Source organism: Salsuginibacillus kocurii DSM 18087 (genome assembly GCF_000377705.1).
Lineage (GTDB): Bacteria > Bacillota > Bacilli > Bacillales > Marinococcaceae > Salsuginibacillus > Salsuginibacillus kocurii.
Map to the genome: position 1 here is coordinate 14,097 of NZ_KB898624.1, position 24,119 is coordinate 38,215.

At 42.4% G+C, this 24,119-nt stretch carries 28 protein-coding genes and 1 riboswitch; of the genes, 21 read left to right on the plus strand and 7 right to left on the minus strand.

Going from position 1 to position 24,119, the window contains the following annotated elements; all coding sequences use genetic code 11:
• Nucleotides 1-48: 48 nt before the first annotated feature.
• The 11 genes from spoIIAA to D469_RS0104415 all read left to right on the plus strand — a co-directional run bounded on the left by spoIIAA (nt 49) and on the right by D469_RS0104415 (nt 10,223).
• Entirely contained in the window at nt 49-399 is a 351-nt protein-coding gene (spoIIAA, locus tag D469_RS0104360) for an anti-sigma F factor antagonist (protein ID WP_018922149.1), read from the plus strand.
• Nucleotides 400-840 (plus strand): anti-sigma F factor, encoded by a 441-nt coding sequence (gene spoIIAB / locus D469_RS0104365; RefSeq protein WP_018922150.1) that lies wholly within the window; start codon nt 400-402, stop codon nt 838-840. It abuts the gene before it with no gap.
• Between the two features lie 13 nt (nt 841-853).
• Nucleotides 854-1,597, plus strand: coding sequence for an RNA polymerase sporulation sigma factor SigF (gene sigF / locus D469_RS0104370; RefSeq protein ID WP_018922151.1), 744 nt, complete (start codon nt 854-856; stop codon nt 1,595-1,597).
• 329 nt (nt 1,598-1,926) lie between these two features.
• The gene (locus D469_RS0104375; protein WP_276202156.1) at nt 1,927-2,472 is read left to right on the plus strand and encodes a stage V sporulation protein AE; all 546 of its coding nucleotides are present in this window, start codon (nt 1,927-1,929) and stop codon (nt 2,470-2,472) included.
• Complete coding sequence (locus tag D469_RS0104380) at nt 2,453-3,928, plus strand: spore germination protein (RefSeq protein ID WP_018922153.1); 1,476 nt, start codon at nt 2,453-2,455, stop codon at nt 3,926-3,928. Before D469_RS0104375 ends, D469_RS0104380 begins: the two co-directional genes overlap by 20 nt.
• Before the next feature lie 103 nt (nt 3,929-4,031).
• On the plus strand, nt 4,032-5,351 hold the full coding sequence (gene lysA, locus D469_RS0104385) for a diaminopimelate decarboxylase (RefSeq protein ID WP_018922154.1): 1,320 nt from the start codon (nt 4,032-4,034) through the stop codon (nt 5,349-5,351).
• Nucleotides 5,352-5,511: 160 nt separating this feature from the next.
• A riboswitch (FMN riboswitch) is annotated at nt 5,512-5,656 on the plus strand.
• A 370-nt stretch (nt 5,657-6,026) separates the two neighbouring features.
• Complete coding sequence (ribD, locus tag D469_RS0104390; protein WP_018922155.1) at nt 6,027-7,118, plus strand: bifunctional diaminohydroxyphosphoribosylaminopyrimidine deaminase/5-amino-6-(5-phosphoribosylamino)uracil reductase RibD; 1,092 nt, start codon at nt 6,027-6,029, stop codon at nt 7,116-7,118.
• Entirely contained in the window at nt 7,118-7,723 is a 606-nt protein-coding gene (gene ribE / locus D469_RS0104395) for a riboflavin synthase (RefSeq protein ID WP_018922156.1), read from the plus strand. Before ribD ends, ribE begins: the two co-directional genes overlap by 1 nt.
• Nucleotides 7,724-7,776: 53 nt before the next feature.
• Nucleotides 7,777-8,970, plus strand: coding sequence for a bifunctional 3,4-dihydroxy-2-butanone-4-phosphate synthase/GTP cyclohydrolase II (locus D469_RS0104400; RefSeq protein WP_026286104.1), 1,194 nt, complete (start codon nt 7,777-7,779; stop codon nt 8,968-8,970).
• 251 nt (nt 8,971-9,221) lie between these two features.
• A complete protein-coding gene (ribH, locus tag D469_RS0104410; protein WP_018922159.1) occupies nt 9,222-9,686 on the plus strand; it encodes a 6,7-dimethyl-8-ribityllumazine synthase in 465 nt (154 codons plus the stop codon).
• 147 nt (nt 9,687-9,833) lie between these two features.
• Entirely contained in the window at nt 9,834-10,223 is a 390-nt protein-coding gene (locus tag D469_RS0104415) for a GNAT family N-acetyltransferase (protein ID WP_018922160.1), read from the plus strand.
• A 20-nt stretch (nt 10,224-10,243) separates the two neighbouring features.
• Here the strand turns inward: D469_RS0104415 and D469_RS0104420 are convergent, their stop codons facing one another.
• The gene (locus tag D469_RS0104420; protein WP_018922161.1) at nt 10,244-10,777 is read right to left on the minus strand and encodes a DUF309 domain-containing protein; all 534 of its coding nucleotides are present in this window, start codon (nt 10,775-10,777) and stop codon (nt 10,244-10,246) included.
• Between the two features lie 163 nt (nt 10,778-10,940).
• On the opposite strand from D469_RS0104420, the gene D469_RS0104425 reads away from it, so the two are divergent.
• Nucleotides 10,941-11,714: a segregation/condensation protein A gene (locus D469_RS0104425; RefSeq protein WP_018922162.1), complete on the plus strand. Its 774-nt coding sequence runs from the start codon at nt 10,941-10,943 to the stop codon at nt 11,712-11,714.
• On the plus strand, nt 11,701-12,282 hold the full coding sequence (scpB, locus tag D469_RS0104430; RefSeq protein ID WP_018922163.1) for an SMC-Scp complex subunit ScpB: 582 nt from the start codon (nt 11,701-11,703) through the stop codon (nt 12,280-12,282). The genes D469_RS0104425 and scpB overlap by 14 nt, the downstream gene beginning before the upstream one ends.
• 4 nt (nt 12,283-12,286) lie before the next feature.
• On the opposite strand, the gene D469_RS0104435 is transcribed toward scpB, so the two are convergent.
• Nucleotides 12,287-12,982 carry a YetF domain-containing protein gene (locus D469_RS0104435; protein ID WP_018922164.1) on the minus strand — a complete coding sequence of 232 codons (696 nt, stop codon included), beginning with the start codon at nt 12,980-12,982 and terminating at the stop codon, nt 12,287-12,289.
• 57 nt (nt 12,983-13,039) lie between these two features.
• Nucleotides 13,040-13,579, minus strand: a complete 540-nt coding sequence (locus D469_RS0104440) for a hypothetical protein (protein WP_018922165.1) — start codon at nt 13,577-13,579, stop codon at nt 13,040-13,042.
• 231 nt (nt 13,580-13,810) lie between these two features.
• Between D469_RS0104440 and D469_RS0104445 the strand changes: the two genes are divergently transcribed.
• Genes D469_RS0104445 through spoVAE form a run of 4 tightly spaced genes read left to right on the plus strand, consistent with a single transcriptional unit; the run spans nt 13,811 to nt 16,078 of the window.
• Nucleotides 13,811-14,251, plus strand: coding sequence for a hypothetical protein (locus D469_RS0104445; protein ID WP_018922166.1), 441 nt, complete (start codon nt 13,811-13,813; stop codon nt 14,249-14,251).
• 5 nt (nt 14,252-14,256) lie between these two features.
• Nucleotides 14,257-14,718 (plus strand): stage V sporulation protein AC, encoded by a 462-nt coding sequence (gene spoVAC / locus D469_RS0104450; protein WP_026286106.1) that lies wholly within the window; start codon nt 14,257-14,259, stop codon nt 14,716-14,718.
• Nucleotides 14,715-15,731, plus strand: a complete 1,017-nt coding sequence (gene spoVAD, locus D469_RS0104455) for a stage V sporulation protein AD (protein ID WP_018922168.1) — start codon at nt 14,715-14,717, stop codon at nt 15,729-15,731. Before spoVAC ends, spoVAD begins: the two co-directional genes overlap by 4 nt.
• On the plus strand, nt 15,728-16,078 hold the full coding sequence (gene spoVAE, locus D469_RS0104460; RefSeq protein ID WP_018922169.1) for a stage V sporulation protein AE: 351 nt from the start codon (nt 15,728-15,730) through the stop codon (nt 16,076-16,078). The genes spoVAD and spoVAE overlap by 4 nt, the downstream gene beginning before the upstream one ends.
• 277 nt (nt 16,079-16,355) lie before the next feature.
• Here spoVAE and D469_RS0104465 read toward each other — a convergent pair whose 3' ends face one another.
• Entirely contained in the window at nt 16,356-17,066 is a 711-nt protein-coding gene (locus D469_RS0104465; protein WP_018922170.1) for a DUF421 domain-containing protein, read from the minus strand.
• 187 nt (nt 17,067-17,253) lie between these two features.
• Here D469_RS0104465 and D469_RS0104470 point away from each other — a divergent pair, with 187 nt between their 5' ends.
• From D469_RS0104470 to D469_RS0104480, 3 genes are read left to right on the plus strand one after another with little or no spacing between them, the layout of a single operon-like run.
• Nucleotides 17,254-18,390, plus strand: coding sequence for a D-alanyl-D-alanine carboxypeptidase family protein (locus D469_RS0104470; protein ID WP_018922171.1), 1,137 nt, complete (start codon nt 17,254-17,256; stop codon nt 18,388-18,390).
• A gap of 6 nt (nt 18,391-18,396) precedes the next feature.
• Nucleotides 18,397-18,999, plus strand: a complete 603-nt coding sequence (locus D469_RS0104475) for a nucleoside recognition domain-containing protein (RefSeq protein WP_018922172.1) — start codon at nt 18,397-18,399, stop codon at nt 18,997-18,999.
• On the plus strand, nt 18,992-19,525 hold the full coding sequence (locus tag D469_RS0104480) for a spore maturation protein (protein WP_018922173.1): 534 nt from the start codon (nt 18,992-18,994) through the stop codon (nt 19,523-19,525). Before D469_RS0104475 ends, D469_RS0104480 begins: the two co-directional genes overlap by 8 nt.
• A 504-nt stretch (nt 19,526-20,029) precedes the next feature.
• On the opposite strand, the gene D469_RS0104490 is transcribed toward D469_RS0104480, so the two are convergent.
• The 3 genes from D469_RS0104490 to D469_RS0104500 all read right to left on the minus strand — a co-directional run bounded on the left by D469_RS0104490 (nt 20,030) and on the right by D469_RS0104500 (nt 22,646).
• On the minus strand, nt 20,030-20,224 hold the full coding sequence (locus D469_RS0104490; RefSeq protein ID WP_018922175.1) for a hypothetical protein: 195 nt from the start codon (nt 20,222-20,224) through the stop codon (nt 20,030-20,032).
• Between the two features lie 162 nt (nt 20,225-20,386).
• Nucleotides 20,387-20,992 (minus strand): hypothetical protein, encoded by a 606-nt coding sequence (locus D469_RS0104495; RefSeq protein ID WP_018922176.1) that lies wholly within the window; start codon nt 20,990-20,992, stop codon nt 20,387-20,389.
• A gap of 298 nt (nt 20,993-21,290) precedes the next feature.
• Nucleotides 21,291-22,646 carry a YjiH family protein gene (locus D469_RS0104500; protein ID WP_018922177.1) on the minus strand — a complete coding sequence of 452 codons (1,356 nt, stop codon included), beginning with the start codon at nt 22,644-22,646 and terminating at the stop codon, nt 21,291-21,293.
• Between the two features lie 732 nt (nt 22,647-23,378).
• Between D469_RS0104500 and D469_RS0104505 the strand changes: the two genes are divergently transcribed.
• The gene (locus tag D469_RS0104505; protein ID WP_018922178.1) at nt 23,379-24,101 is read left to right on the plus strand and encodes a pseudouridine synthase; all 723 of its coding nucleotides are present in this window, start codon (nt 23,379-23,381) and stop codon (nt 24,099-24,101) included.
• The last annotated feature ends 18 nt before the right edge of the window (nt 24,102-24,119 follow it).

A 24,119-nucleotide genomic window follows, 5' to 3' on the forward strand; every position in this document is an offset into this window, starting at 1 on the left:
GAATCCTAAAGAGGCAAGCTACTGTAAAAAAGGGAGGGTGAGGTTTACGTGGAACTACTATCTGAACTCACTAAGGAAAAAAACGTATTATGTGTTCGGCTGACTGGAGAACTCGACCACCATACGGCGTTAGAACTTCGCACTGAACTAGACGAAGCGTTAAAAGATGAAGACGTTCATCATATGTTATTAAACCTTGAAGATCTACGGTTTATGGACAGTTCTGGGATTGGCGTGATTTTAGGACGTTATAAAACCATTGCTGCCCGTGAAGGAGAAGTTGTCGTTTGTGCGATTTCGGAAGAAGTCAATCGTATTTTTGAGATGGCTGGAATGTATAAGGTCTTGCGTTTAGAAGAAGGAGAAAAATCGGCGTTACGCACGTTGGGGGTGGCATAAGTGAAAAATGAAATGGAATTAAGCATTGCTGCATTGAGCCAGAATGAATCCTTTGCCAGAAGTACAGTGGCCGCTTTTGTTAGCCAAATAGATCCAACCATGGAAGAGCTAACTGAATTAAAAACAGTGGTTTCTGAAGCAGTAACCAATGCCATAATTCATGGTTATGACGAGAATCCAAATGGCAGAATCTTTATTCAAACAAGCATTGAAGAAGATGTGGTGACTCTCACAATAACGGACCAAGGGAAAGGGATACCAAACATTCAAACTGCTATGGAACCTCTCTATACATCCAAACCTGAGCTTGAACGTTCCGGGATGGGCTTTACGATAATGGAGAATTTTATGGATGAAGTCTCAATTCAATCAACCGAAACCACCGGTACCACCGTCTTCTTAAAAAAGTGGCTCACTAAAAGTACGTTGCCAAGCAATTAGAAGGGGAGATCTTATGAATAACAATACGAAATCACCTCCTTCTCAAGCTAAAGTGAGACAATGGATCGAAGAATCACAAGCTGGCAGAACAGAAGCTAGAGAAGCATTAGTACATGCGAATACAAGGTTGGTCTGGTCAGTTGTGCAACGGTTTATCAACCGAGGATATGACCCTGAAGATTTGTTTCAGATCGGTTGTATTGGGTTAATGAAATCTATAGACAAATTTGACCTTACCTATGAGGTGAAATTTTCTACGTATGCCGTACCTATGATCATCGGTGAAATCCAGCGCTTTATCCGAGATGATGGCACGATGAAAGTTAGTCGTTCGCTGAAAGAATTAAATCAGCGTGTGCGCAAAGAAAAAGATGAACAAACAAAAGCGCTCGGACGTGAACCGACGATTAAAGAATTAGCTGAAGCGTTGGATATACCTGCTGAAGACATTGTTTTTGCTAGTGAAGCTGGCCGCCACTTATCTTCGCTTCATGAAACAGTTTATGAAAATGACGGAGACCCGATTACGTTAATGGATCAGCTCTCAGACCAAGAAGAAGCAAAGTGGTTTGACCAACTGGCAATCCGAGAAGCTATTCAAAAACTGGAAAAACGAGAGCGTCTTATTGTCTATCTCAGATATTTTCGAGATCAAACCCAGGATGAAGTAGCTGAAAGACTGGGAATTTCTCAAGTCCAAGTATCAAGACTTGAAAAGAAAATATTAACTAAAATGAAAACCCGGATGGCCGAATGAAGGTCACTTCCGGGTTTTTTAGTGAGGCGCTTTCCCCGAAGAATCTAAATTCCTTGCCGCAGGCAAGAAGACACCCCGAGGGCAAACAAAGTAACGAACAAGCCGCCATTGCCTTGTAAATGTGATGAAAGCGACCGTCTGCAGCAGTTTCCAAGAAGATCATCTTCTGTTGAAAATGTTCCGGTTATAGCTGATGGAAGTTTCCCGAGTAAATCTCATGTGTTGATGCATGATAATAAGAGAGCACGCACACGCTAACTTTAAAGTGACAACGAGTCAGTTCCAGCTTGTAAAAGAGAAAGGGGGTCTTCACGATAAATAAGCAGCTGATCTTTGTAACGGATGGTGACTCAAAAGCCATTCAAGCGGTAAAAAATGCAGCGCGCCACCTTCAACTAGGAGTGGTGGTTTCCAGTCCGCCGTTAGCTAAGATGACCGGCCAGATAAACCGCCAGCCATTTTCTCGCGTTGTTGTATTGTTTGACGATTATGGATCACACGAAATCGGTGTCGGGGAAGAACTCATGCAACAGTTAAGTGAAGACCCTCGCTATGAAATTATTGGAGCGCTGGCGGTTGCGTCTACAGCACACCAATACGATTGGACGCATGTGGATGTTTCTATAGACCGTTTTGGCGAAATCACGCAGTACGGGGTAGATAAAGAAGGATGGACAGAACTTGAAGTTCAGCGCATTAAAGGGGATACAACTTCCGTTTTAGACCAACTATCCATTCCTCTAATCGTTGGCATCGGAGATTTAGGCAAAATGGGGCGACGGGATGACCCAGTCTTTGGCTCCGAGATTACATTAAAAGCATTGCAATTCGTTTTGGAACGGGAGGGTATAAGAAGTGAGCAATCAGGAAGATAAACAACCACTCTATTCCGACATAAAAAAGAACGAAGAAGAATTTAAAAAAAGACTAGGAATGGATAAAAGTTTTGATGTAGGGATCCGTAAGCTGGAAGTGTTCGATAAAGAAATCCAATTATACTTTGTTCAAGGTTTAAGCGAAGACCAGCCCGTCATGGAACTATTAAAAGAGATTATGAAGCTTGAATCGCGCGGCCGCAAAGTACCCAATGTCCGGAAAGCAGTCGAAAATCATCTGGTAAATTTGCAAGTTGAATATAAGGATACATTTGAAGATTGTATTACGGAAATGTTGTCTGGTCTTATTTTCATTCTTATGGAAGGTGAGAGCGAAGCGTTTATCGTAGACGTTCGTTTTTACCCGGGAAGAGGGCCAGAAGAGCCGGACACAGAAAAAGTAGTGCGTGGGGCAAGGGATGGCTATACGGAAAATATCATTGAAAACACCGCTTTAACCAGGCGGCGTATACGTGATGAACGACTGCGCCATGAAATTATCAAAGTTGGAAAACGTTCGAAGACAGATATTTGTATTTCCTATATTGAAGATGTGGCCGATCATGATTTGGTGGAAATTATAAAAAAGGAATTAGAAACTGTAAATATTGACGGTTTTCCTATGGGTGATAAATCGATAGAAGAGTATTTAGTAAAACAAGGGTATAATCCATTTCCGCTCGTTAGATATACAGAACGCCCCGATGTTGCTGCTACCCATTTATTCGAGGGTCATGTCATCATTCTCGTGGACGCTTCACCAAGTGTGATCATTACACCGACCACTTTTTTCCATCATGTCCAACATGCTGAGGAACACCGGCAAGCTCCTTCAATAGGTACCTTTTTGCGTTGGATCCGCTTTTTCGGCATGGTAGCCGGTTTGTTCATTGCACCGTTATGGCTTCTATTCGTGTTATCCCCGGATATGCTGCCGCCTTGGCTGGATTACATTGGCCCACAAGACGAGCATAATATACCGATATTCACACAAATATTTCTAGCAGAAATCGGAATTGAACTGTTGAGGATGGCTGCCATACACACCCCTGATCCATTAGCTACAGCATTAGGTTTAGTAGCTGCGCTCCTTATCGGGGAGATTGCGATGGAAGTCGGCTTATTCAGCGCTGAAGTTATTCTTTATGTAGCTGTGGGGGCAGTCGGTAGTTTTGCCACGCCAAGCTATGAACTGAGTTTAGCTTTAAAAATGATGAGGCTGTTATTTATTTTAGCGATAGGTTTTTGGGGCGCGCTCGGATTTGTCGTTTCTGCGATGTGCATCTTTCTTTTCATGTGCGGTATCAGATCGTTAAATAAACCATATATGTGGCCGCTTTTGCCATTTGACCCTCTTGCTTTATGGCAGATCTTTGTCCGACAAACGGTGCCAGCTATGAAAGTACGCTTGCGGATTGTTAATCCAAAAGATGAGATTCGCCAAACGAAAGGGTAAGCAAATACCTGTTCTATGGAATCGCTCATTCTTTTCCTTTGCTCTCACGACTCGACGTGTTAAAATATGAGCTATGATTGAAGGAAGAAAGGGCGTAAGTGAAATGAAATTGCAAGGCTCAAGCCACATAAATGAACAGGGGCGTTTGGAAATCGGAGGCGTAGACACGATCGCGTTAACGAAACAATATGGAACGCCTGTTTATGCCTATGATCTGGCACTGATTCGTGAACGAGCAGCTGCCTTTCATGAGGCTTTTCAAGAAGCAGAAGTCTCTTACCAAATCGCCTATGCTTCGAAAGCATTTAGTTGCATAGCAATGGTGCAATTAGCTCAGGAACTAGACCTCAGCCTGGACGTTGTCTCTGGCGGGGAGTTATATACAGCTAAAAAAGCAGGATTTCCCATGGAGCGCGTTCATATGCATGGCAATAATAAAAGCCCGGAAGAGATAAAAATGGGCGTGGAATATGGAGTGGGCTGCTTTGTCGTTGATAACTTTTATGAATTAGAACTATTGCAGCAGGAAGCACAAAAGTTGCAAAAGGAAGTGCGTATTTTATTACGTACGACCCCTGGAATTGAAGCTCACACACATGATTACATTTCTACAGGTCAGGAAGATTCTAAGTTTGGTTTTGATTTAGCCAGCGGTCAAGGAGCAGAAGCGGTAAACGCTGCGATAAGCATGGATCACCTCCATTTATTAGGGGTCCATTGCCATATAGGCTCACAAATTTTTGAAACGATTGGCTTTGTAATGGCTGTTGAAAAATTATACGAATCGCTCCGCAGCTGGAAAGAAAGCTTTGGTTTTGTCCCTGAAGTAGTTAACGTTGGGGGAGGTTTTGGGATCCGTTACACAGAAGAGGATCAGCCTTTGCACCCTGGCACGTATGTAGATGGGTTAGTACAAGCTATTAAGGAAGAAGCTAAAGCGAGCGGAATGCCTGTTCCAGAGGTATGGATAGAACCAGGACGGTCATTAGTCGGTGAAGCAGGTACCACGCTATATACGGTCGGTTCTTCAAAAGATGTCCCGGAAGTTAGAAGATATATCGCAGTGGATGGGGGCATGACCGATAACATCCGTCCTGCTCTTTATCAAGCAGAGTATGAGGGCATTCTTGCTAATCGGCCAAATGAAGAAAAGAGTGAACAATTCTCAGTAGCTGGTAAGTGTTGTGAAAGTGGAGATATGCTAATTTGGGACCTGCCCCTGCCTGAGGTGAAATCAGGCGATGTATTAGCCGTATTTTCCACGGGGGCATATGGCTATTCGATGGCAAACAATTACAACCGCATCACGCGCCCGCCCGTTATTTTTCTAGAAAATGGAGAAGCAAATGTGGTCGTGCGCGGCGAAACTTATGATGACATCATCATGCATGATGAACCATTATATAAAACTGAAAAAGTATAGAGCTGAGGAGCCTGTAGAGCAGGCTTCTTTTTTATGGACAAAAGAAGAGAGCTTTTCTAGAAACGGTAAATAAATTATTCGGCAAAGGTCGTTTTCTTTCACGTCCATTTACGTTTTGTGATATAATGTGAACAATCATTCAAAGTTGAATAGGAATGACGGTGACCTTCGGGGCTGGGTGAAAATCCCGACCGGCGGTGATGAAGTGTATACTTCTTAGTCCGTGACCCGAGCGAATGACTCGTTCGGTGGATCTGGTGCAACTCCAGAGCCGACAGTGAAAGTCTGGATGGGAGAAGGCAGGCCGTGTTCATAGAAATAGCATGCCTGGGATAAGTATGTCTTTTTAGCATAAACGGGAAGCAGGCGAGAATGGTGCAAATGCCTCCAGGGCAGTGAGACGATTTCTGCTAGTACACATTGGTTTCATTTTTGTGTTGTTTGTGTTTAAATGTACATTCAAACATTCCTATGCTGCTATAACAAGACTATTCATGTGGAGCTGTAGGCCCCACGTGTATTTCTTAAATGGTTTTTTTCCTATGACCACGATCTTCTCCCAGATCCTTCATTTTACGAAGGTCTGGGTTTTTTATATGTATAAGAACTTAACTGAATCGTTGAGCTCGTTACTGTAACAACTGAATTAATGCCGTTGATCAAGGGGGATAGGTAATGAATGATTCTATGTATATGACTAATGCCTTAGAACTAGCAGAAACAGTAGCAGGGCAGCAATCCCCTAATCCCGCAGTGGGAGCGGTTGTAGTGAAAGATGGTGAGGTGGTAGGCATTGGGGCTCATTTAAAAGTTGGAGAAGCTCATGCTGAAGTCCACGCTTTACAAATGGCAGGCAAGAAAGCAAAAGGGGCAACCATATATGTCACGTTAGAGCCTTGTAGTCACTACGGGAAGACACCTCCCTGCGCTGATTTAATTATTGAGTATGAAATTGCCCGTTGCGTGATCGCCACCCAAGACCCAGACGCCCGTGTTTCTGGGAAAGGTATTGCAAAACTTCAACACGCGGGGATAGAAGTGGAAACGGGCCTCCATCAAGTGCGGGCAGCTACTCTCTATCGTAAATTTTTTCGGTATGTGCGATCAAACCGGCCATACGTGACGATAAAATCTGCTTCTTCCTTGGATGGTAAAACAGCTACTGCCGCTGGTGAAAGCAAATGGATCACGTCTGCAGAAGCAAGAGAGGATGGTCATCAGTTACGGGCTGATCATGATGCCATTCTCACTGGTATTCAAACCGTCTTAGCCGATGATCCGTCACTAACTGTACGTTTGCCGGGGATCAATAGACAACCGAAACGAATTATTTTAGATTCAGGACTGCAAATGCGGCCCAATGCAAAAATGCTGACAGATAACTCAGCTCCGGTTTTCATTTATACAGGGGCTGATGCTTCTCATGAAAAACAAGCAGCATTGGAAAAGGCTGGTGCCAAGGTAGTCCGTTTAAAGAAAGGTCCCTATGATGTAACAAGTGTCTTAAAGGACCTGGCTTCGTTAGAAGTAACCTCTCTCCTCATTGAAGGAGGATCCACCGTAATTGGTTCGTTTATTCAATATGGATACGTGGATGAATGGGTGAGTTATACCGCACCGCTTCTGCTGGCTGGAAAAGAGGCAGTTCCTTCCGCCGGGGGAGAAGGGATTTCACAATTGGCCGATGCTTTACCAATGGAAGTGGTACACACAGGCATGGCAGGTCCTGATATAAAGATCGTAGCAAGACGAACGGAGGAGATATAATGTTTACTGGCATCATTGAAGAGATGGGAACCGTGAAAGCCTTAGAACGTACAGGGGAATCGTTTGTATTTGAAGTGTCAGCCCCTAAAATTCTTGAAGATGCAGCGATTGGAGATAGTATAGCGGTTAACGGTGTTTGCTTAACGGTGACATCGTTTAATGAGAACTCTTTTACGGTGGATGTAATGCCTGAGACGGTAAGAGCAACCAGTCTTGAACAATTACAAGCGGGGTCAGTTGTCAATTTAGAGCGTGCTATGTCAGCAGGAGATCGCTTTGGCGGTCATTTTGTCAGTGGACATGTGGACGCAAGAGCCAAGATCCAATCATTAAAAGAAGATGAAAATGCAGTTTACTTTTTAATTGACGTACCGCAGGAACTAACACCTTACTTAGTTGAAAAAGGGTCAGTTGCCGTGGATGGAATAAGTTTGACTGTGTTCGGCATTGAGCAGACGACACTGACGCTATCTATTATTCCACACACGATGAGTGAAACAGTGTTAGGACAAAAAGGTGCCGGTGATACTGTGAATCTAGAAGCGGATATGCTCTCAAAATATGTAGAGCGCCTGCTTGAAACGAGATTCGCTAATCAAGCTTAGTGAACGTATACCATAACCAAGGAGCGGGGGAGGAGACTAGAATGAATGAGAACATGTTTGACCCGATTGAAGAGGCGATTTATGAGTTAATGCAAGGCGAGGCAGTTATCGTGTGTGATGATGAGGACCGGGAGAATGAAGGAGATTTAGTGGCTTTAGCCGATAAGGTAACGCCAGAAACGATCAACTTTATGATTACAAGAGGCCGGGGATTGGTATGTGTGCCAATGGAGGAAAAACGAGCAAAAGAGCTTGAATTGACTCCCATGGTTGATCATAATACTGATCCTCATGGAACAGCCTTTACAGTGAGTGTGGACCATAAGACAAATCAAACCGGTATTTCAGCCCCTGAACGAGCTGACACTGTGCGCGCTTTAATCTCAGAAGAGGCTAAAAGTCAGGATTTTAAACGCCCGGGTCACATCTTCCCTTTAATTGCAAAAGAAGGGGGGGTTTTGCGCAGAGCAGGGCACACCGAGGCTGCGGTGGATTTGGCGCGTCTTTCAGGAGCGAAGCCGGCCGGGGTTATTTGTGAAATTATTAAAGACGATGGCACGATGGCTCGTGTACCAGATTTAAGACAAATCGCAGATGATTATGATTTAAAAATGATTACGATCAAAGATTTAATACAGTACCGCCATCGTAAGGATAAATTAGTCACTAGAGAAACGGAAATTACAATGCCAACCGACTTTGGGGACTTTAAAGCATTTGGCTTTACGTCCAATATCGATGGAAAAGAGCATGTAGCTCTAGTTAAAGGCCATATCACACCTGAAGAGCCCACTCTTGTAAGAGTTCACTCCGAATGTTTAACTGGAGATGTATTTGGCTCCCACCGGTGTGATTGTGGACCTCAGCTTCATGCGGCTCTGCAGCAGATCGAAAAAGAAGGCAAGGGCGTGCTTTTATATATGCGCCAAGAAGGCAGGGGCATCGGCTTAATTAACAAAATGCGGGCTTACAAATTACAAGAAGAAGGTTATGACACCGTAGAAGCGAATGAAAAATTAGGATTTGGTCCCGATTTACGGGATTATGGAATTGGAGCGCAAATTTTAAGGGATTTAGATGTGGCTCAAATGAAACTGTTAACGAATAACCCTCGTAAAATAACAGGTTTAAAAGGGTATGGCCTTGAAGTTACGGACCGTGTGCCACTGCAGCTTCCTTATAACCCGGACAATGAAAAATATATGCGCACAAAGCATGCAAAACTCGGACATATGCTGCATTTTTAAAATAAAGGCACTGTTAAAGGTGAAGGTTGATATTTTAGAATGATGTTGCTTGTAGAAAAGCGCGAGACGCCTTCGGGAATAGCATTAGCTGAAGATCCCACAGGGTGGTTTTCCCGAGGAAGCCAAAGCAATGCCCGAGGCAAGCGAGTGTCTTTTAGTGAAAATCAACAGCAAAATTTAACAAAGCCAAAATAAAAACGTGTAGTCTTCGTATAGATAAAGTTTAAATTTTAAGGATTGGAGTTAGTAATATGGGTAATACATTTGAAGGTAACTTGGTAGGTACAGATTTAAAAGTAGGAATTGTCGTGGCCCGCTTTAACGATTTCATTACCGAACGCTTGCTTGAAGGGGCGAAAGGGGCCTTAAGACAACATGGTGTGGCTTCAGAAAATATAGATGTCGCTTGGGTGCCGGGCGCGTTTGAAATTCCTTTTGCTGCTAAGAAGATGGCAGATACAGAAAAGTATGATACAATCATAACGCTCGGTACCGTAATTCGTGGTTCCACCCCGCATTTTGATTATGTATGTAATGAAGTAGCTAAGGGAGTAGGTAACCTGTCTTTAACTTCTGGAATTCCAGTTATTTTCGGTGTGCTTACGACTGAAACGATTGAGCAGGCTATTGAACGGGCCGGCACGAAAGCTGGCAATAAAGGAGCAGAAGTTTCTGTTGCTGCTATTGAGATGGCTAATTTAAACCGCAGCTTCTAGCTGAAATGAGTTATTAAGAAGTGAGATATTGAGGCAACCAGTTCTCATAAATTTTTTCTTTTACCTGCTTCCAGTAAACGGTATAATATTACCAGTACCGAGTTATCCTTGCAATAGAACAAGATGCTGGGAATGAGGGATTAGAGCATGTTAGCGAAGTATAAACCATCTCATCGTAAAATTGCGATGGGCCTCCTCTCCTACATGCCGGAGGAGAAGGACGTTAAAGTGTTACTTGAAACGATCCGGCGGTATGAAGAGGATGAAAGCTGGCGCTTGTATTTATGGAAACAAGACGATGATATTGTGGCCGTGGCTGGTCTCTTCTTTAAGGATGAGCAGCACGCAGAACTTCAACATTTATGCGTGAATCCTTCGTATCGGGAGGAAGGCATTGGCGGGCAACTTATTAATACGCTGTTAGAACGATTAGATGTAAAAATAACAGGAACGGATAATACGCAGACCTTTTTAGAACAATGTTTGTCCGACGGGACGAAGTCAGCTGATACTTCTTCTCAAGAAAATGAACAATAAAAAACGACAGGCTCAAGTGCTTACACGTACTGAGCCTGTCGTTCTTTTGCTTTTCGTTCTTTTTGATATTGACGCTCTTCAATGACTTCTTGTCGATCGGGGCGGAGAGTGTGTTTATGAATAAGCATTGGCTCTTCCATGTTACTAGAGCCTAACCAAGTAAAACCACTACGTTTAGCCTTTTGCTTGACGGCGTGCAGCAATTCAGGGTCAATTATGGGTAAATCGATATCTTGATAACTGGCACCAGCTTGGATACGCTTAATTTGTTCATCTAATAACTCAAATAAATGATCAGCGTTTAAGCCAAGTTTTTCTACCGTAAGTGAATGCTTGTGTAGAATTTGATAGCTGCTGCGGAGCATGCGCACGGCTCCGTCTTTATTTTCACGTCGCTCGTGATAAAGACCGACAGCAAGTTGTATAAGGCCGACCCAGTGGTGACCTTGTTTATTTTGAGATTTCCAGTGTTCTTCTAAAATCTCATGGCATTCGAAAAAGTCACGATCGCCATGGAAATGAATTAAATATTGCAAGTAAGCTTCAGGGTACATTGGCGATCCTCCTTAATCGATCAATAAACATTTTCAAGATCCAATTATAACACAGCGTACCCGTTAGGTGAAATTCCAACACATGATCGCCTTTTTTTATGGTATAATTCCCGGTGTTTCAACCATACCTTCAATGATTTAAACCTGGAGGCTCCTATATAACATGAACACTTATAATGTTAAAATTGATGCGTTCGAAGGGCCGCTAGACTTGTTACTCCATTTAATTCAACAAGCAGAAGTGGATATTTATGATATCCCGGTTGCTGAAATTACTGAACAATATGTTCATTATATTCATGCAATGCAGGAGCTTGAACTGGACATAGCAAGTGAGTATTTAGTGATGGCGGCTACACTACTCGAACTTAAAAGTAAAATGCTTCTGCCCGATCCGCAAGTGGAAATTGAAGATGAAGAAGAATTTTATTACGAAGAAGACCCGCGGCAAGAATTAATTGAACGACTAGAGGAATACAAGCAATTTAAAGAAGCAGCAGCTGTTCTTTCTGAACGTGAAAAGTCCAGAGCTGTGCTATTTACGAAGCCTCCTACAGCTGATGAATCTTTTGAGCCTTCGAGCGAAAACGAAACGGTGCCTGATATAGGAGAAGTTACTGTTTATGATATGTTACAAGCATTTGAACGTGCTAGGCACCGAGTTGACGTTAAGCGGCCGATCACAGCACGTGTTCAGAAAGAAGAAGTTACCATTGAAGAACGGATGGGAGAAGTTAAACATGTACTTAAAGAAAGAAAAACACCACTATCTTTTTTATCGTGGGTAGAACATGAAGAAAGAACTTCTCAAGTACTTACGTTCTTAGCCATACTAGAATTGATGAAAACACGAGCTGTTTACTGTGAGCAATCAAATAACTTTGAGGACATTTTAATTTATACGAATGAAGAAGGTGTCTCCCATGATTTCCATTAATTCAACGTTAGAAAGCCTTCTATTTGTATGTGGTGATGAAGGAGTATCTGTGCAAGAAGCAGCCCGGGTATTAGAGATTGAAAGCGAAGAAGCAAAAGATAGACTGGATTCTCTTGCTAGGCAGTATCGTGATCGAGACGCAGGCATTCAAATACGAAAATTCGGTGATGTTTACCAATTTACAACGATAAAAGAAGCAGCCCCATATATTACTGCGATGCTGCATCCTCCTGAACGGAAAACGTTGTCTCAAGCTGCTTTAGAAACATTGGCTATTGTTGCCTACCGCCAACCCATTACCCGGATTGCGATTGAAGAAGTACGGGGCGTAAAATCTGATCGTCCAATTCAAACGCTGGTCGGAAAAGGGCTTATTCAAGAGATGGGCCGGTCAGAAGGGGTTGGGAGACCGATTCTTTATGGAACAACCACGCAATTTTTGGATGCCTTTGAACTCAGTTCGTTAGAAGAGCTGCCGCCATTGCCAGAGCATGCAAAGACAGAATCAAGCAATGAAGCTGACTTGTTTTTTAAAGAGGTCGGTGTTGATGAAATAACAGAAACGTAAAGGTTTACGCTTTATCATCGTAGGGTTGAACATACAGGCCGTCATAGGGGTCCCAGTCCGCAAACAGAACATCCTCATGAGAATAAATATGCAAGTCTGCTAGCTCTTCATTTAATGCAGTCAAAGTGAGTCCTGCTTCTTTTATGTTATCACCAAGCAGCTCGCCGTCTGCAATCAAGGTGATCGGCAAGCTGGGCGGTGTTTGACTTACGACCTGTAAATCAGAAGCCGTGGGTGTTTTGGTTTCGTTGGTTTTAATGATGTTTAGTTTTCCATTAGCCTCGAGGATTCCATAGGCCACTTCACGCACAGAAAACACATCGTTATCCCGTAAGAGGTGTTGCATTTGATTAATATCGAGCCGCTGTTTTTTCATGGCCTGAAAATCTAATTCTCCGTTGCGGATAATGACTGTCGGTTCACCTTCTAATAGGAACCGACTTTTTTTAAATTTTTGTGTAACCCACTCTACGGTAGCAATTAACATCGTCCAGAGCGCGAGAGCATATAAAACATAATTGACTCCAATTTCTTTATCGTAAATAGCGTTACCTACTAATTCCCCTAACACAAGGGCTGAAATAAAGTCAAAGGGTGTTAGTTGAGTAATTTGCGTTTTCCCGAGCCATTTGGTCATTAAAAGCAAGGCAAAAAAACCGACAATTAACTCTACCGTTAAGGAGAGAACGTTCGTATCCACACAGATGACCCCCTTACTTCATGTAGGGTGGTTTTTTTGTGTGGAATTATCCGGTAATTAAGCGGAAAACTTAGACATTTGCGCATCAAGTTGAGCTAACGTTTGTTTGGAAGCTTGGACAACTTGATTCCATTCACTTTGAGGGTCATGCGGCTGTCCGGTAAAGACTGTTTTGTAACTACGGTCTTTAGTAAGCCAGTAAGTCTGAAGGTAGGATTGATACATATCCCAAAACTGTTCGATGGCGATCAGTTCATTTGCGTGAAAGCACTTGGCGAGCGTTTCTTTTTGAAAGCCGGGTTCAATAGGTGTTTGTTCAAAAGCAGTAGGAGTAAGTGTGTTTGTTTGTTTTTTAACAGCCCTTCGTACGGTTAAGGCGCGCTCTAATACAACCTCTCTTGTTTCCTCGCACAAGTTCTCACTTTTTAAGTGGTCTAATTGTTCTAAAGATTGTAACAGCTCAGACATCTTTTCTTGTGTAGAATGCAATTCTGTTCCGACGGTTTTAAACTGTTTTATTATCCTGGAAAGAAGCCATAGTACCAACATGATCAATAGCAGTAAAACACTGATCGCGCTCCATATAACAGGTTCCAAAGGTTACACCCTTTCATCTTTAATTAGTTGATAAGGTAATGGTGGCAAAGCCAAGGATATTAACCTGTCTGCACATGCTTCCTCTCTCTCGGTTCAGCTCAATAGAACAAAGCAGTGGTAAAGCGTGAAGCTTCGCGCATTTAATGCGACTTTCCACTTTCCTACTCATATCTTTTTTTGGTTTGGTCAAACTACAGTCAGGTTTGACTTTAATGGAGGTGAGGGTTAAGGATGTCTACCTGGAAAACATTAGTACCATTTTTCATTATCTTTTTGATAGTGGCGGGGTGTAATACGGATGACACGGGAGCAGCTCAAAAAAAGGGCACCCCGGATAACCCGTGTCAACAAGATGAAGCTGTAGAAGCAAAAGTCGTATTAAATCAAATGGATGCTTTCATTGAACCTCGAGCTGTCAGCTGTGATGAGGAAGTATTTGCGACTGCAAAAGTTAAGCAGATGAACCGATTGAAGATACCAGAACATACGAAAGAAGCTTTAGTCGAGTTAGATGAAAAACTGCCTCACTCAGAACTACATTTTTCCACAGATCAAAAAGTGTGGCAACTATTAGATGACTTAGAAACTGATACAGGCAGCGAAGAAATGCAAAAATCAGAAATTCGTACACGCCTTTTAGAAGTGGAAGACCATATAAGAGTGAAAGGATAGATTGGATGTCTCAGAATAACAAAACCCATTATCAACAATTATCCAGCCAAATGGAACCAAAGCGCCCGCTATTAATAAATTGCTTTAATGCTTTTTGGATAGGTGGGTTAATTTGTGTGGTGGGACAATGTTTGCAATGGTTTTTCATTCATTATTTTGATTTTAATGAGCAGACAGCTGGAGATCCCACTGTGGCTGTTTTAATCATCCTCGCTATATTGTTAACGGGGTTAGGTGTATATGATAAATTTGCTCAATTCGCAGGGGCCGGTACAGCGGTTCCGGTTACGGGGTTTGCCAATGCCATGTCTAGTGCGGCGATTGAACACCGGACGGAAGGATTCGTGTTAGGCGTAGGCGGTAATATGTTCAAACTCGCAGGTTCTGTTATTGTTTACGGGACCGTAGCTGCTTTCGTAATTGCCTTAATTCGTACGCTGTTAGCGCAAGGAGGGATTGCGCCTTGAAGCTAGGTAAACAAAGTTGGAGATTTGAAAATAGTCCGGTTATTTCCTCTGCTGGCACGTCAGCTGGTCCTTTTGAAGCCCAAGGTCCGTTGGCAACAGACTTTGATGTTTTATACGATGAGCTTTGGCTGGGCGAAACGTCATTTGAAAAAGCACAACAAATGTTGTTCGAGACGGCTTGTAATCAAGCAATGGAAAAAGGCCAACTGACAGAAGAAGATATTGATTTTATATTAGCAGGAGATTTATCAAACCAAATGACGTCAACAAATTTTGGCTGCCGGTCATTTACTCTTCCGTACATCGGTGTGTTTGGTGCTTGTTCCACCTCTATGGAAGCACTTGCTTTAGGAGCTTTTTTAGTAAATGGTGGAGGGGCGCAGCACGTTCTTGCTGGAACAACGAGCCATAACGCTGCGGTCGAAAAAATCTTCCGCTATCCGACAGAATATGGATCTCAAAAACCACCTACTGCTCAATGGACAGCAACGGCTGGCGGGGCAGCTATCGTTAGTGCACAAGGGAACGGTCCGCTCATCACTCATGCGACGATTGGTCGCGTAATCGATGAAGGCCTGACTGATCCTTTCAATATGGGAGCTGCGATGGCTCCAGCAGCGGTTGATACTCTTAAAGCTCACGTTAATGATACAGGCAGCGATCTTACTCAATATGATTTAGTGGTAACGGGAGACTTGGGGCGAGTAGGACGCCCGCTTGCATTGGAGCTTTTAAAAGAGGAAGGAATAGACATTCAGCCCCAGCAATTCGTTGACACAGGAATTCTAATGTATTCTGAACAGCAAAATGTAAGAGCGGGAGGAAGTGGGTGCGGCTGTGCTGCCGCTGTCACCTTTGGTCATTTATTGAAGCGACTCGAGAACGGAGAATGGAATCGAATTTTTGTTATTGCTACAGGGGCACTTCTCTCTCCCATTTCTTATCAACAGCATGAGACCATTCCTTGTATTGCCCATGGAGTAGTGATTGAGAGAGGGGGTAAGCAGTCATGATTTTTCTCTGGGCTTTTATCGTAGGGGGGCTGATTTGTGTCATTGGCCAATTGCTGATGGATGTCGGTAAATTAACACCAGCTCACACATTGGCAGCTTTGGTGGTATCTGGAGCTGTACTTGATGGCTTGGGTATTTATGAACGGTTAATTGATTTTGCCGGAGCAGGGGCTACTGTGCCAATTACTAGCTTCGGTAATCACCTCGTTCATGGAGCGATGCAAGAAGCAGAGGAGAACGGGATTATTGGTATATTAACTGGTATCTTTGAAGTGACCAGTTCTGGTATATCTGCAGCTATTATATTCAGCTTTATTGCTGCACTGATTTTTAAACCAAAAGGCTGATTTAAGCTAAGGTGTTGATGAATCCTTCCCGCATAATGGGGAGGATTTTCTATTAGAGAGACAAAACTGTCCACAAGTTCTTTGCCACCAATGGCATTTACCGGCTCCAGGGGGCCTTTACCCTACATCATTGGTTTTCACTTCGTTTGAACTCACTGTGTCTTCTATGCCGCGGTCTGTTTGGGCCCTCATCGAAGCTCTGGTCTGCGGATATTCAGTTGTGCCGTATTGCCCACAGGGGAGTCTTGCCTCTTTCGTTATTTTCTACACAGAGCAATTATTTAGGGGTTGGAAGTTCAGGGAGGCGTCCTTTTTCGGAAACGTAAAGGTTTTTCTGTTCATCCATCCAAACATAAAATGCTTGCGCGATTGTCGTTTGAAAGTTTCCCTCCAATTGTTCGGTAATGTCTTGTTCGGTCAATTGAAAAGAATCCAGTGTTTCTTGAACAAACTGACCGTCTTTATACACTGGAAAGGTTAGGAGCGTATGCTGGGGAAGTTGCCCCATATCTTCGGCAGTTAACGGACGTTTTTCATCAAAAGGATAAATAGATAACTTGCCGCTGCCTTCGATGAGGGCAAGTCGAATGTCACTTGGTTGAAAATATCCTTGTTCTCGCAGTAATTCGGTGACATCATCTATTGAATATTTTATCTTTTTCATATTTTCCGGCAGTAGTTTCCCGTATTCAATGACTGGTGTAGGAGGCAGGCTCAATTTTCTTCTGAAAGCTGGGTATTTAAGCATAAGAATAGTCGCTGTTTTTTGTAATAATCCAATCATGAGAATGGCAAAAGCCGTAAGCGTGTTTGAGACATTGGGGTCTGCTATATCTGCGCCAGTTACAGAAGCTAGGGTTATAATAATTAAAAAATCAAAAACAGGCATTTCTGCGACTGGTCTTTTTCCCATAAATAGAGTAACCATAGCTAACAAAGGAAGAATTGTAAGAATCCTCCCTAAGACGATTGCCATTTCACCCACCATTTAGATACCTCCTATTAACTCTCTCTTTCTTAAGTAACAAGGTCATGATATGTGTATTTGCTTAGAAAATGTTATCCTCCAAATCTTTACTAAGTAGTATAACCATGTTCTCTTTCTTTACCATGCTGCATAGCTTAGAAGGACATGCATACAGATTATTATAGACCAGTGGAGGGAGGAGCAAGGGGTGAAGGCAACCATTGTGCGAATCGTTCTCTGTCTTCTCTTTTTTGGGGTTGTAGCTATTAGCCCAGCAAATGCTGAGACGATTGAGGCAGAAATATCAGCAGAGACAGCCATATTAATTGATGAGGAAAGCGGGCGAATATTGTTTGAAAAAAATAAAGATCAGCCGATGAGAATTGCAAGTATTACAAAAATCATGACTGCAGTGCTTGCTCTAGAGCATGGGGATTTAGAAGAAGAGGTTAAGGTCAGTGAAGAAGCGGTAAGAGCAGAAGGGTCCTCTTTATATTTACAAGCAGGTACTAAAATACCGCTCGAAGATTTAGTGTATGGTTTAATGCTTCGTTCTGGAAATGATTCTGCTGTAGCTATCGCAGAACACGTGGGCGGCAGCTTAGAAGGTTTTTCTATTATGATGAATGAAAAAGCTGAACAGCTGGGGATGAATAATTCCTATTTTAATAATCCGCATGGGTTAGATGACCACGAACAGCATTATTCTAGTGCTCATGATATGGCCAGGCTCATGCAATACGCCATGAAAGATGAGCAGTTCCGGGCAATTTCAGCTACAGAGACCTATAAAACGGACAATCCAGCAGAAGACTGGAATTATGAGTGGAGAAATAAAAATAAGCTGTTAACTAGCTTGTACAGCTACACAACAGGTGGGAAAACAGGGTATACCAAACGGGCTAAACGTACATTAGTAACCACTGCCGAAAAAGAAGGTGACCGTTTCATTGCGGTTACCTTGAATGCTCCATCAGATTGGAATGACCATATCCGCATGTATGAAGAGGGTTTTGAAGCATTTGATACGATTACATTGGCTGAAGAGGGCAAACAGCCGCTTGTACAAGCGCCAGAAGGCAAAGACGTCTATTTGCATGAAGCGATTCGGTATCCGCTGACAGAAGAAGAAAGAAAAAGGGTAAGGCAAGCAGCTACGTTTCATTCTCCACGTGAACGGCGAAGTGAACATGAGGAGCGCGTAACACAGGAAGTGGGTCATTTAACGTTCGAATTGGATGACAGAACAATTGCAAGGTCTCCATTATTTGAAGAAAAGCAGCTAGACCAACAAGAAGGCTGGCGGGATCGGATTTGGCGTATGATTCGTTCGTTTATGGAGTGAGGAGCTATGATTAATGTTATTTGGGCAGGGCTACTCATTACAGGCATTCTATATGCAGCAATCAATGGAACGATGGATCAGGTAAATGAGGCAATTTTTACAGGGGCTGAGCAAGCGGTAACGTTGTGTCTTGGGTTGATTAGTATCTTAGTTTTCTGGCTGGGCATCATGAAAATCGCTGAGCGTGGGGGGCTTCTAGCTTTAATTAGAAAAGCACTCTCCCCGCTCGCAGCCAAGTTGTATCCAGAAGTACCCAGAGACCACCCCGCCTTAGGTTATATGATTTCAAACATGAGCGCGAATATGCTCGGGCTTGGTAATGCGGCTACACCACTTGGCATTAAAGCAATGGAAGAACTAAAGAAACTAAATGGAAACAAAGATGAACCAAGCCGAACGATGATTACATTTTTGGCTATGAACACAGCAGGTTTAACATTAGTTCCTACCACGGTAATTGCCATAAGAATGAATTATGGCTCGGTGAACCCAGGGGAGATTATTGGCACGACTTTAATTGCAACAGCCCTTTCTGCCTGTGCCGCGATAATGATTGACCGCTTTTTTTATCATTTACGAAGGCGAAAGGAACGAAGGACTAATGGTTGAAGTAGTAAATTTGATATCTGTCTGGCTCATTCCTGTTATGTTGTTGCTGATTATATCTACAGCCGTTTTTCGCAAAGTCCCGGTGTACGAGACCTTTGTAGATGGGGCTAAGGAAGGGTTTGGACTGGCCGTCTCTATTATTCCCTATTTAACAGCAATGATGGTAGCTATCGCTGTATTTCGTGCCTCTGGTGCTATGGAGGCCTTAATTGGTCTGATCCAGCCTCTATTAGCTATCTGGAATGTTCCTGGAGAAATTGTGCCTTTAGCTGTGATGCGGCCATTGTCAGGGACGGGGGCGCTCGGATTAACGAGTGATATTATTCAAACTCACGGTCCGGATTCATTTATAGGCCGTTTAGTCTCTACGATGCAAGGGAGTACAGACACTACTCTTTATGTACTGACTGTTTATTTTGGCGCTGTAGGGATCAAAAAAGCAGGGGATGCGTTGAAGGTAGGATTACTTGCTGACCTTTGTGGCATTATTGCAGCCATCGTTATTGTTATGATCGTATTTGGATAAAAAGTATAGGTGAGATGTCGGAATTTTCGGGCGAGATCCTAAAGAAAAAGCCTGAAGGTTTATCTTAAACCGTTCAGACGTTATAAAACGTATAGTAATTCGAAGCAGCTTTTTTCTGAATTAGTAGTAACCGTTCAGCAAGACTCATCTCTTTCCATTCTCGGACCGTAACAAGCATAGAAGAACCTCCTTTATAATGGGGTAAAACAGTGAGCTTGATTACGAATGGAACTGACGTGTTGTATTATCATAATTACCCCGAAAGCAACAAAGAGAAACGGATAATTCAAAATTTTAGAAAACATTAGTAATAAAGTAGGTATTTTACACGGAGGCAAGAGGGTTTTGTCCCGCTGTCATTTTAATGCAAAGTTTAAGCGAAGTATCGGCTACTAGCAGGTGTGAAAATAAAAACCTCGCTAGAAAAGCGAGGTTTTAATACTTATACACGTATATTTTGGTAAGAAACAGAAGAGTGTCGTTAAGCAACACCTACGTTAGCCATTAGCTGAGTGTAACTTTTTCTTTTCTTACCACAATTCGTTCATGGTCATCATCGTCTACAGGAACAAAATGTACATATTCAAGCACAAGTGTGCGTTCAAGCTCATTAATAACTGTCATTTCTTCTCCTTGATAATAGACAGTTTGACCAATTTCAAATTTCGATTCTTCTTCTTCAAAGTTCTCATCAACCATCAACTTACACCCCATCTTGAGTCGAATTGCTTTTTAATATACCGTTTGAACCCTTTGCTTGTCAACTGTATTCCCCTATTGAATAGTTCATCATCTATTCACGTCTTCTGTGTGTAAAAAAGCATATGCTACTCATACCTTACCGGAAGGCTGCTTGATTTATTAAGACGGAAGAAGGTCCAACTGCTTTTCAAAGGTAGCAAACGTTGCTGCTTCCCTTTTTTTTATACGTGAATGGCCATTGAACCATTGATATAAGCGTTCGCATTCTTCGCGCATTTGTTTTTTTCCCAGAGGATGTTTGAACCACTCAGCTTTACTAGTTTCGGTCGTGCTTTCCAACGGCAAAACATCAATGACATTTTTCTGCTGGAAAGGCAAGTAGGTATTGCTATACTCATACAAGCGGCGTAAGCGCATTGCTTCAGACACAAGCAATATGTTAAGTGGGGAGTGGATCCGCTGAAAAGAGGAAAACGCTTGGGAGGTGAGACTAAAAAGAGGGTCATCTTCTCCCGCTCCAAGTGCGATAGGGTAAAGCTGTTCTTTTGCAAAGTAACTTGCCAAGTGCTGTACTTGATTAGGGTCATGATTGTTTTCTCTATAGTAAATAAGCGGTTCATTTTTATCCAGTAAATAGTAGTATAGTTGTTCAACCAGAAGAGCGTCTTCTACACTGTCAAAAATGATAACATCAGGCATTAGAAAGCGATCAAACCGTTCCATAAACATATATTCACTCAACCAATCGACTGCTGTTTGTTTCATGGTATTCCTCCTTCTATTAGCCAACTGGAACCCCATACTACATAGCCTTAAAGGAAGAAGTTGAAACATGTTTTTTTATATCTGCTCTATGGGATAGCGTATTTTTTTAGCAGATGGTCTTTTGGTGCTGTTAGAGCAATGTTAATTAACTGACTAATGGCTCATTAAGAAGAAGTGATACGTAAAGCTGGAACGAACAAGCTATATTGAATAGGCTAGGGCGTGTCCTGGGCATGAAACGTTTGCCATAAGAAAAGCTACCCCGATTAGAGGCAGCTTCGCTCAAGAGTCAGCTCAGTTAGAAAATCATATGAGCAACTAAAACAATGACTGGCAGCGTAATGATTGTACGTTGGAGGAAAATAATAACCAAGTCAATAAAGCGTACTGGCAGTTTGGAAGCAAGCAATACGCCCCCGACTTCTGAAAGATAAATCAGCTGCGAAACAGAAAGACAGCCGATGATAAAACGTGTCATCTCGCTTTCTATATCTCCACCAATGATAGCTGGAAGCAGCATATCAGCAAAGCCGATTAGCATTGTTTCCGCTGCTGCAGATGCTTCAGGCACATTCATAAGCTGTAACAGTGGAATGAATGGTGCTCCAATTATTGAAAAGAATGGAGTGAATTCAGCCACGATCACGGCCGCAGTTCCAAAAGCCATAACAATGGGCAGAACACCTAGCCACATGCCAAGTACATTTTTAACTCCACCGGTAAACACGAAAGAAACACGGGACTGACTTGCTCGTTTCAGGGCCATAGTCCAGCCCGCTTTAAGAGCAGACTGGGAGTTCTCCACTTCTGAAACTTGAGTTTCTGGAGCTTCTTCATAATATGTGTCTTCCTTTAAAGACAACGGTGGGATGCGCGGCATAATTAATGCAGCTACAAAGCCAGCAAGCACAATCGTTAAATAATACGGAATAACGAGGTGCGTTAATTCCAAGGTAGTTAAAATGTAAATACTAAACGTTATCGACACAACTGAAAACGTAGTACCAATAACTGCAGCTTCTCGTTTTGTGTAAAAGCCTTGTTCGTATTGCTGATTGGTAAGCAAAACCCCGATCGTACCATCACCCAGCCAGGATGTCAGTGAATCGATGGATGAACGGCCAGGCAGTTTAAATAAAGGCCGCATAATAGGGTTTAACAAAGTGCCAAACAACTCGAGTAACCCAAAGTTTAAAAGGAGAGGCAAGAATAAACCAGCAAATAAAAAGATTGTAAATAAGAGAGTTAGTAGGTCATGTAGCATGAGGCCACCAGTAAACTCTGCAATAACAGCTTCTGGCCCTACTTCAAATAATACAAGAACGGCGAAGATTAAACCGATCAGTCGTACTGCCAGCCAAAACGGGGAGACGACAAATAATGATTGGATCGTTTCGCTGTTTTTCGCTTTTTCCGAAAAGCTAGGGAACACTTTAACGAGGATACTTCCTGCTACAGAAACAAATATAGTAAGAGTCACTAATTCTGGCAGAATAGGTGCTAAGAATCCACCAAGCATTTCAGCTAACAACGCTACCGGAATGGTAAGGTCACCTTCTATATTGATGGGAACCATAAAGAGAAAGACACCGAGCAGTGATAAGACTATGAATTTTAATGAAGCAGTGTTTCCTGATTGTTGTCGGGAATCCACCTTTCATCACCTCTTTTAATTAATAGTAGCCAATGAATCAGTAATAATTACACCTCAGAAAGAGTACCTTGTTTTGTCTCATTTTGCAATAATAAATATTAGAATTTATACATCTTTATACATTCTCTATCTGTCACTTGCTGTTAAGCGTAAGGCAGTCAACAAATGAACAAGCATGCATGAAAACAAGGATGGTAGTTTAATTTGAACATGTCTGTGCTTTTATTATAGTTTCACCTATCTTTATTCATTCTTGTTAAATTTGTATAATTTCATAAACCGAACCATTTTCATGAGTGGTCTTTTGAATAAAAAACACGAATAGTTCGTCTTTAGCGTAAGGTAGTGACTCCAACGGGATGAGCTTAAGGAAAAGATCCCGCAGGCAGTACATGTTGCTGCCGCTGAGGCTGATGCCAAACCTGTGAAAGGCGACCGCCTAAAGCAAAAAATCGAATGAAACTAATGATTTATATATTGTTCATGATTAAAAGCAAGGAGTTGAATGATGAAATTCATTCAATCAAAAACATTTATACAGATGGCTCTCTGGCTTCGATCCACTATTTTTTCGTGAATACGTAATGCATTCCGGCTTTCTAAAATAGCAAGAAGTTGTTAAAATGAGTGAATCCTTACTAACGATAGTATAAAAAAGAAGATAAGACGTCTGAAAGCATCCAACTTGTGAAAAGCTAAGAAGGTGTTTAAGATGGTCGATGAGGTGAAATAATGGAACGTTTACAAAAAGTCATTGCACAAGCAGGTATTACATCTCGTCGTAAAGCGGAAGAATATATTACCGCAGGACGAGTGCGAGTGAACAACAAGGTTGTTAAAGAACTAGGGACGAAGGTGAATCCAGAAAAAGATAAGGTAGAAGTGGATGATATCCCAATTGACCGGGAAGAGCCTGTATATTATTTGTTATATAAACCGAAACAAATCATATCTGCTGTTCAAGATGACAAGAACCGCAAAACAATTATGGATTTCTTCCCAGAGGAAGAACGCCGGATTTTCCCGGTTGGAAGGCTTGATTACGATACTTCGGGCTTAATTTTGCTGACCAATGATGGGGAGTTCGCCAATATGCTTATGCACCCTAAAAATAAAATTCATAAAACGTATGTCGCTAAAGTAAAAGGAAAGCCGACAAATGAGAAAATAAGGCTTTTATCGACCGGGGTTGAATTAGAAGATGGGAAAACGGCACCAGGTAAGGCTAAATTTATGTCAGGCGACAAAAAGAAGGATACTTCCATTGTCGAATTGACTATTACTGAAGGCAGAAATCATCAAGTGCGAAGAATGTTGGAAGCTGTAGGACATCCAGTGCTTAAATTAAAACGCGAAAAGTACGGATTTTTAACGTTAGAGAATTTACGTCCTGGAGAAAAAAGACCGTTAAAACCGATCGAAGTACAGCGCCTTCGGGAAATTGCTGTCACATAACCTTCATAAAAATCTTAG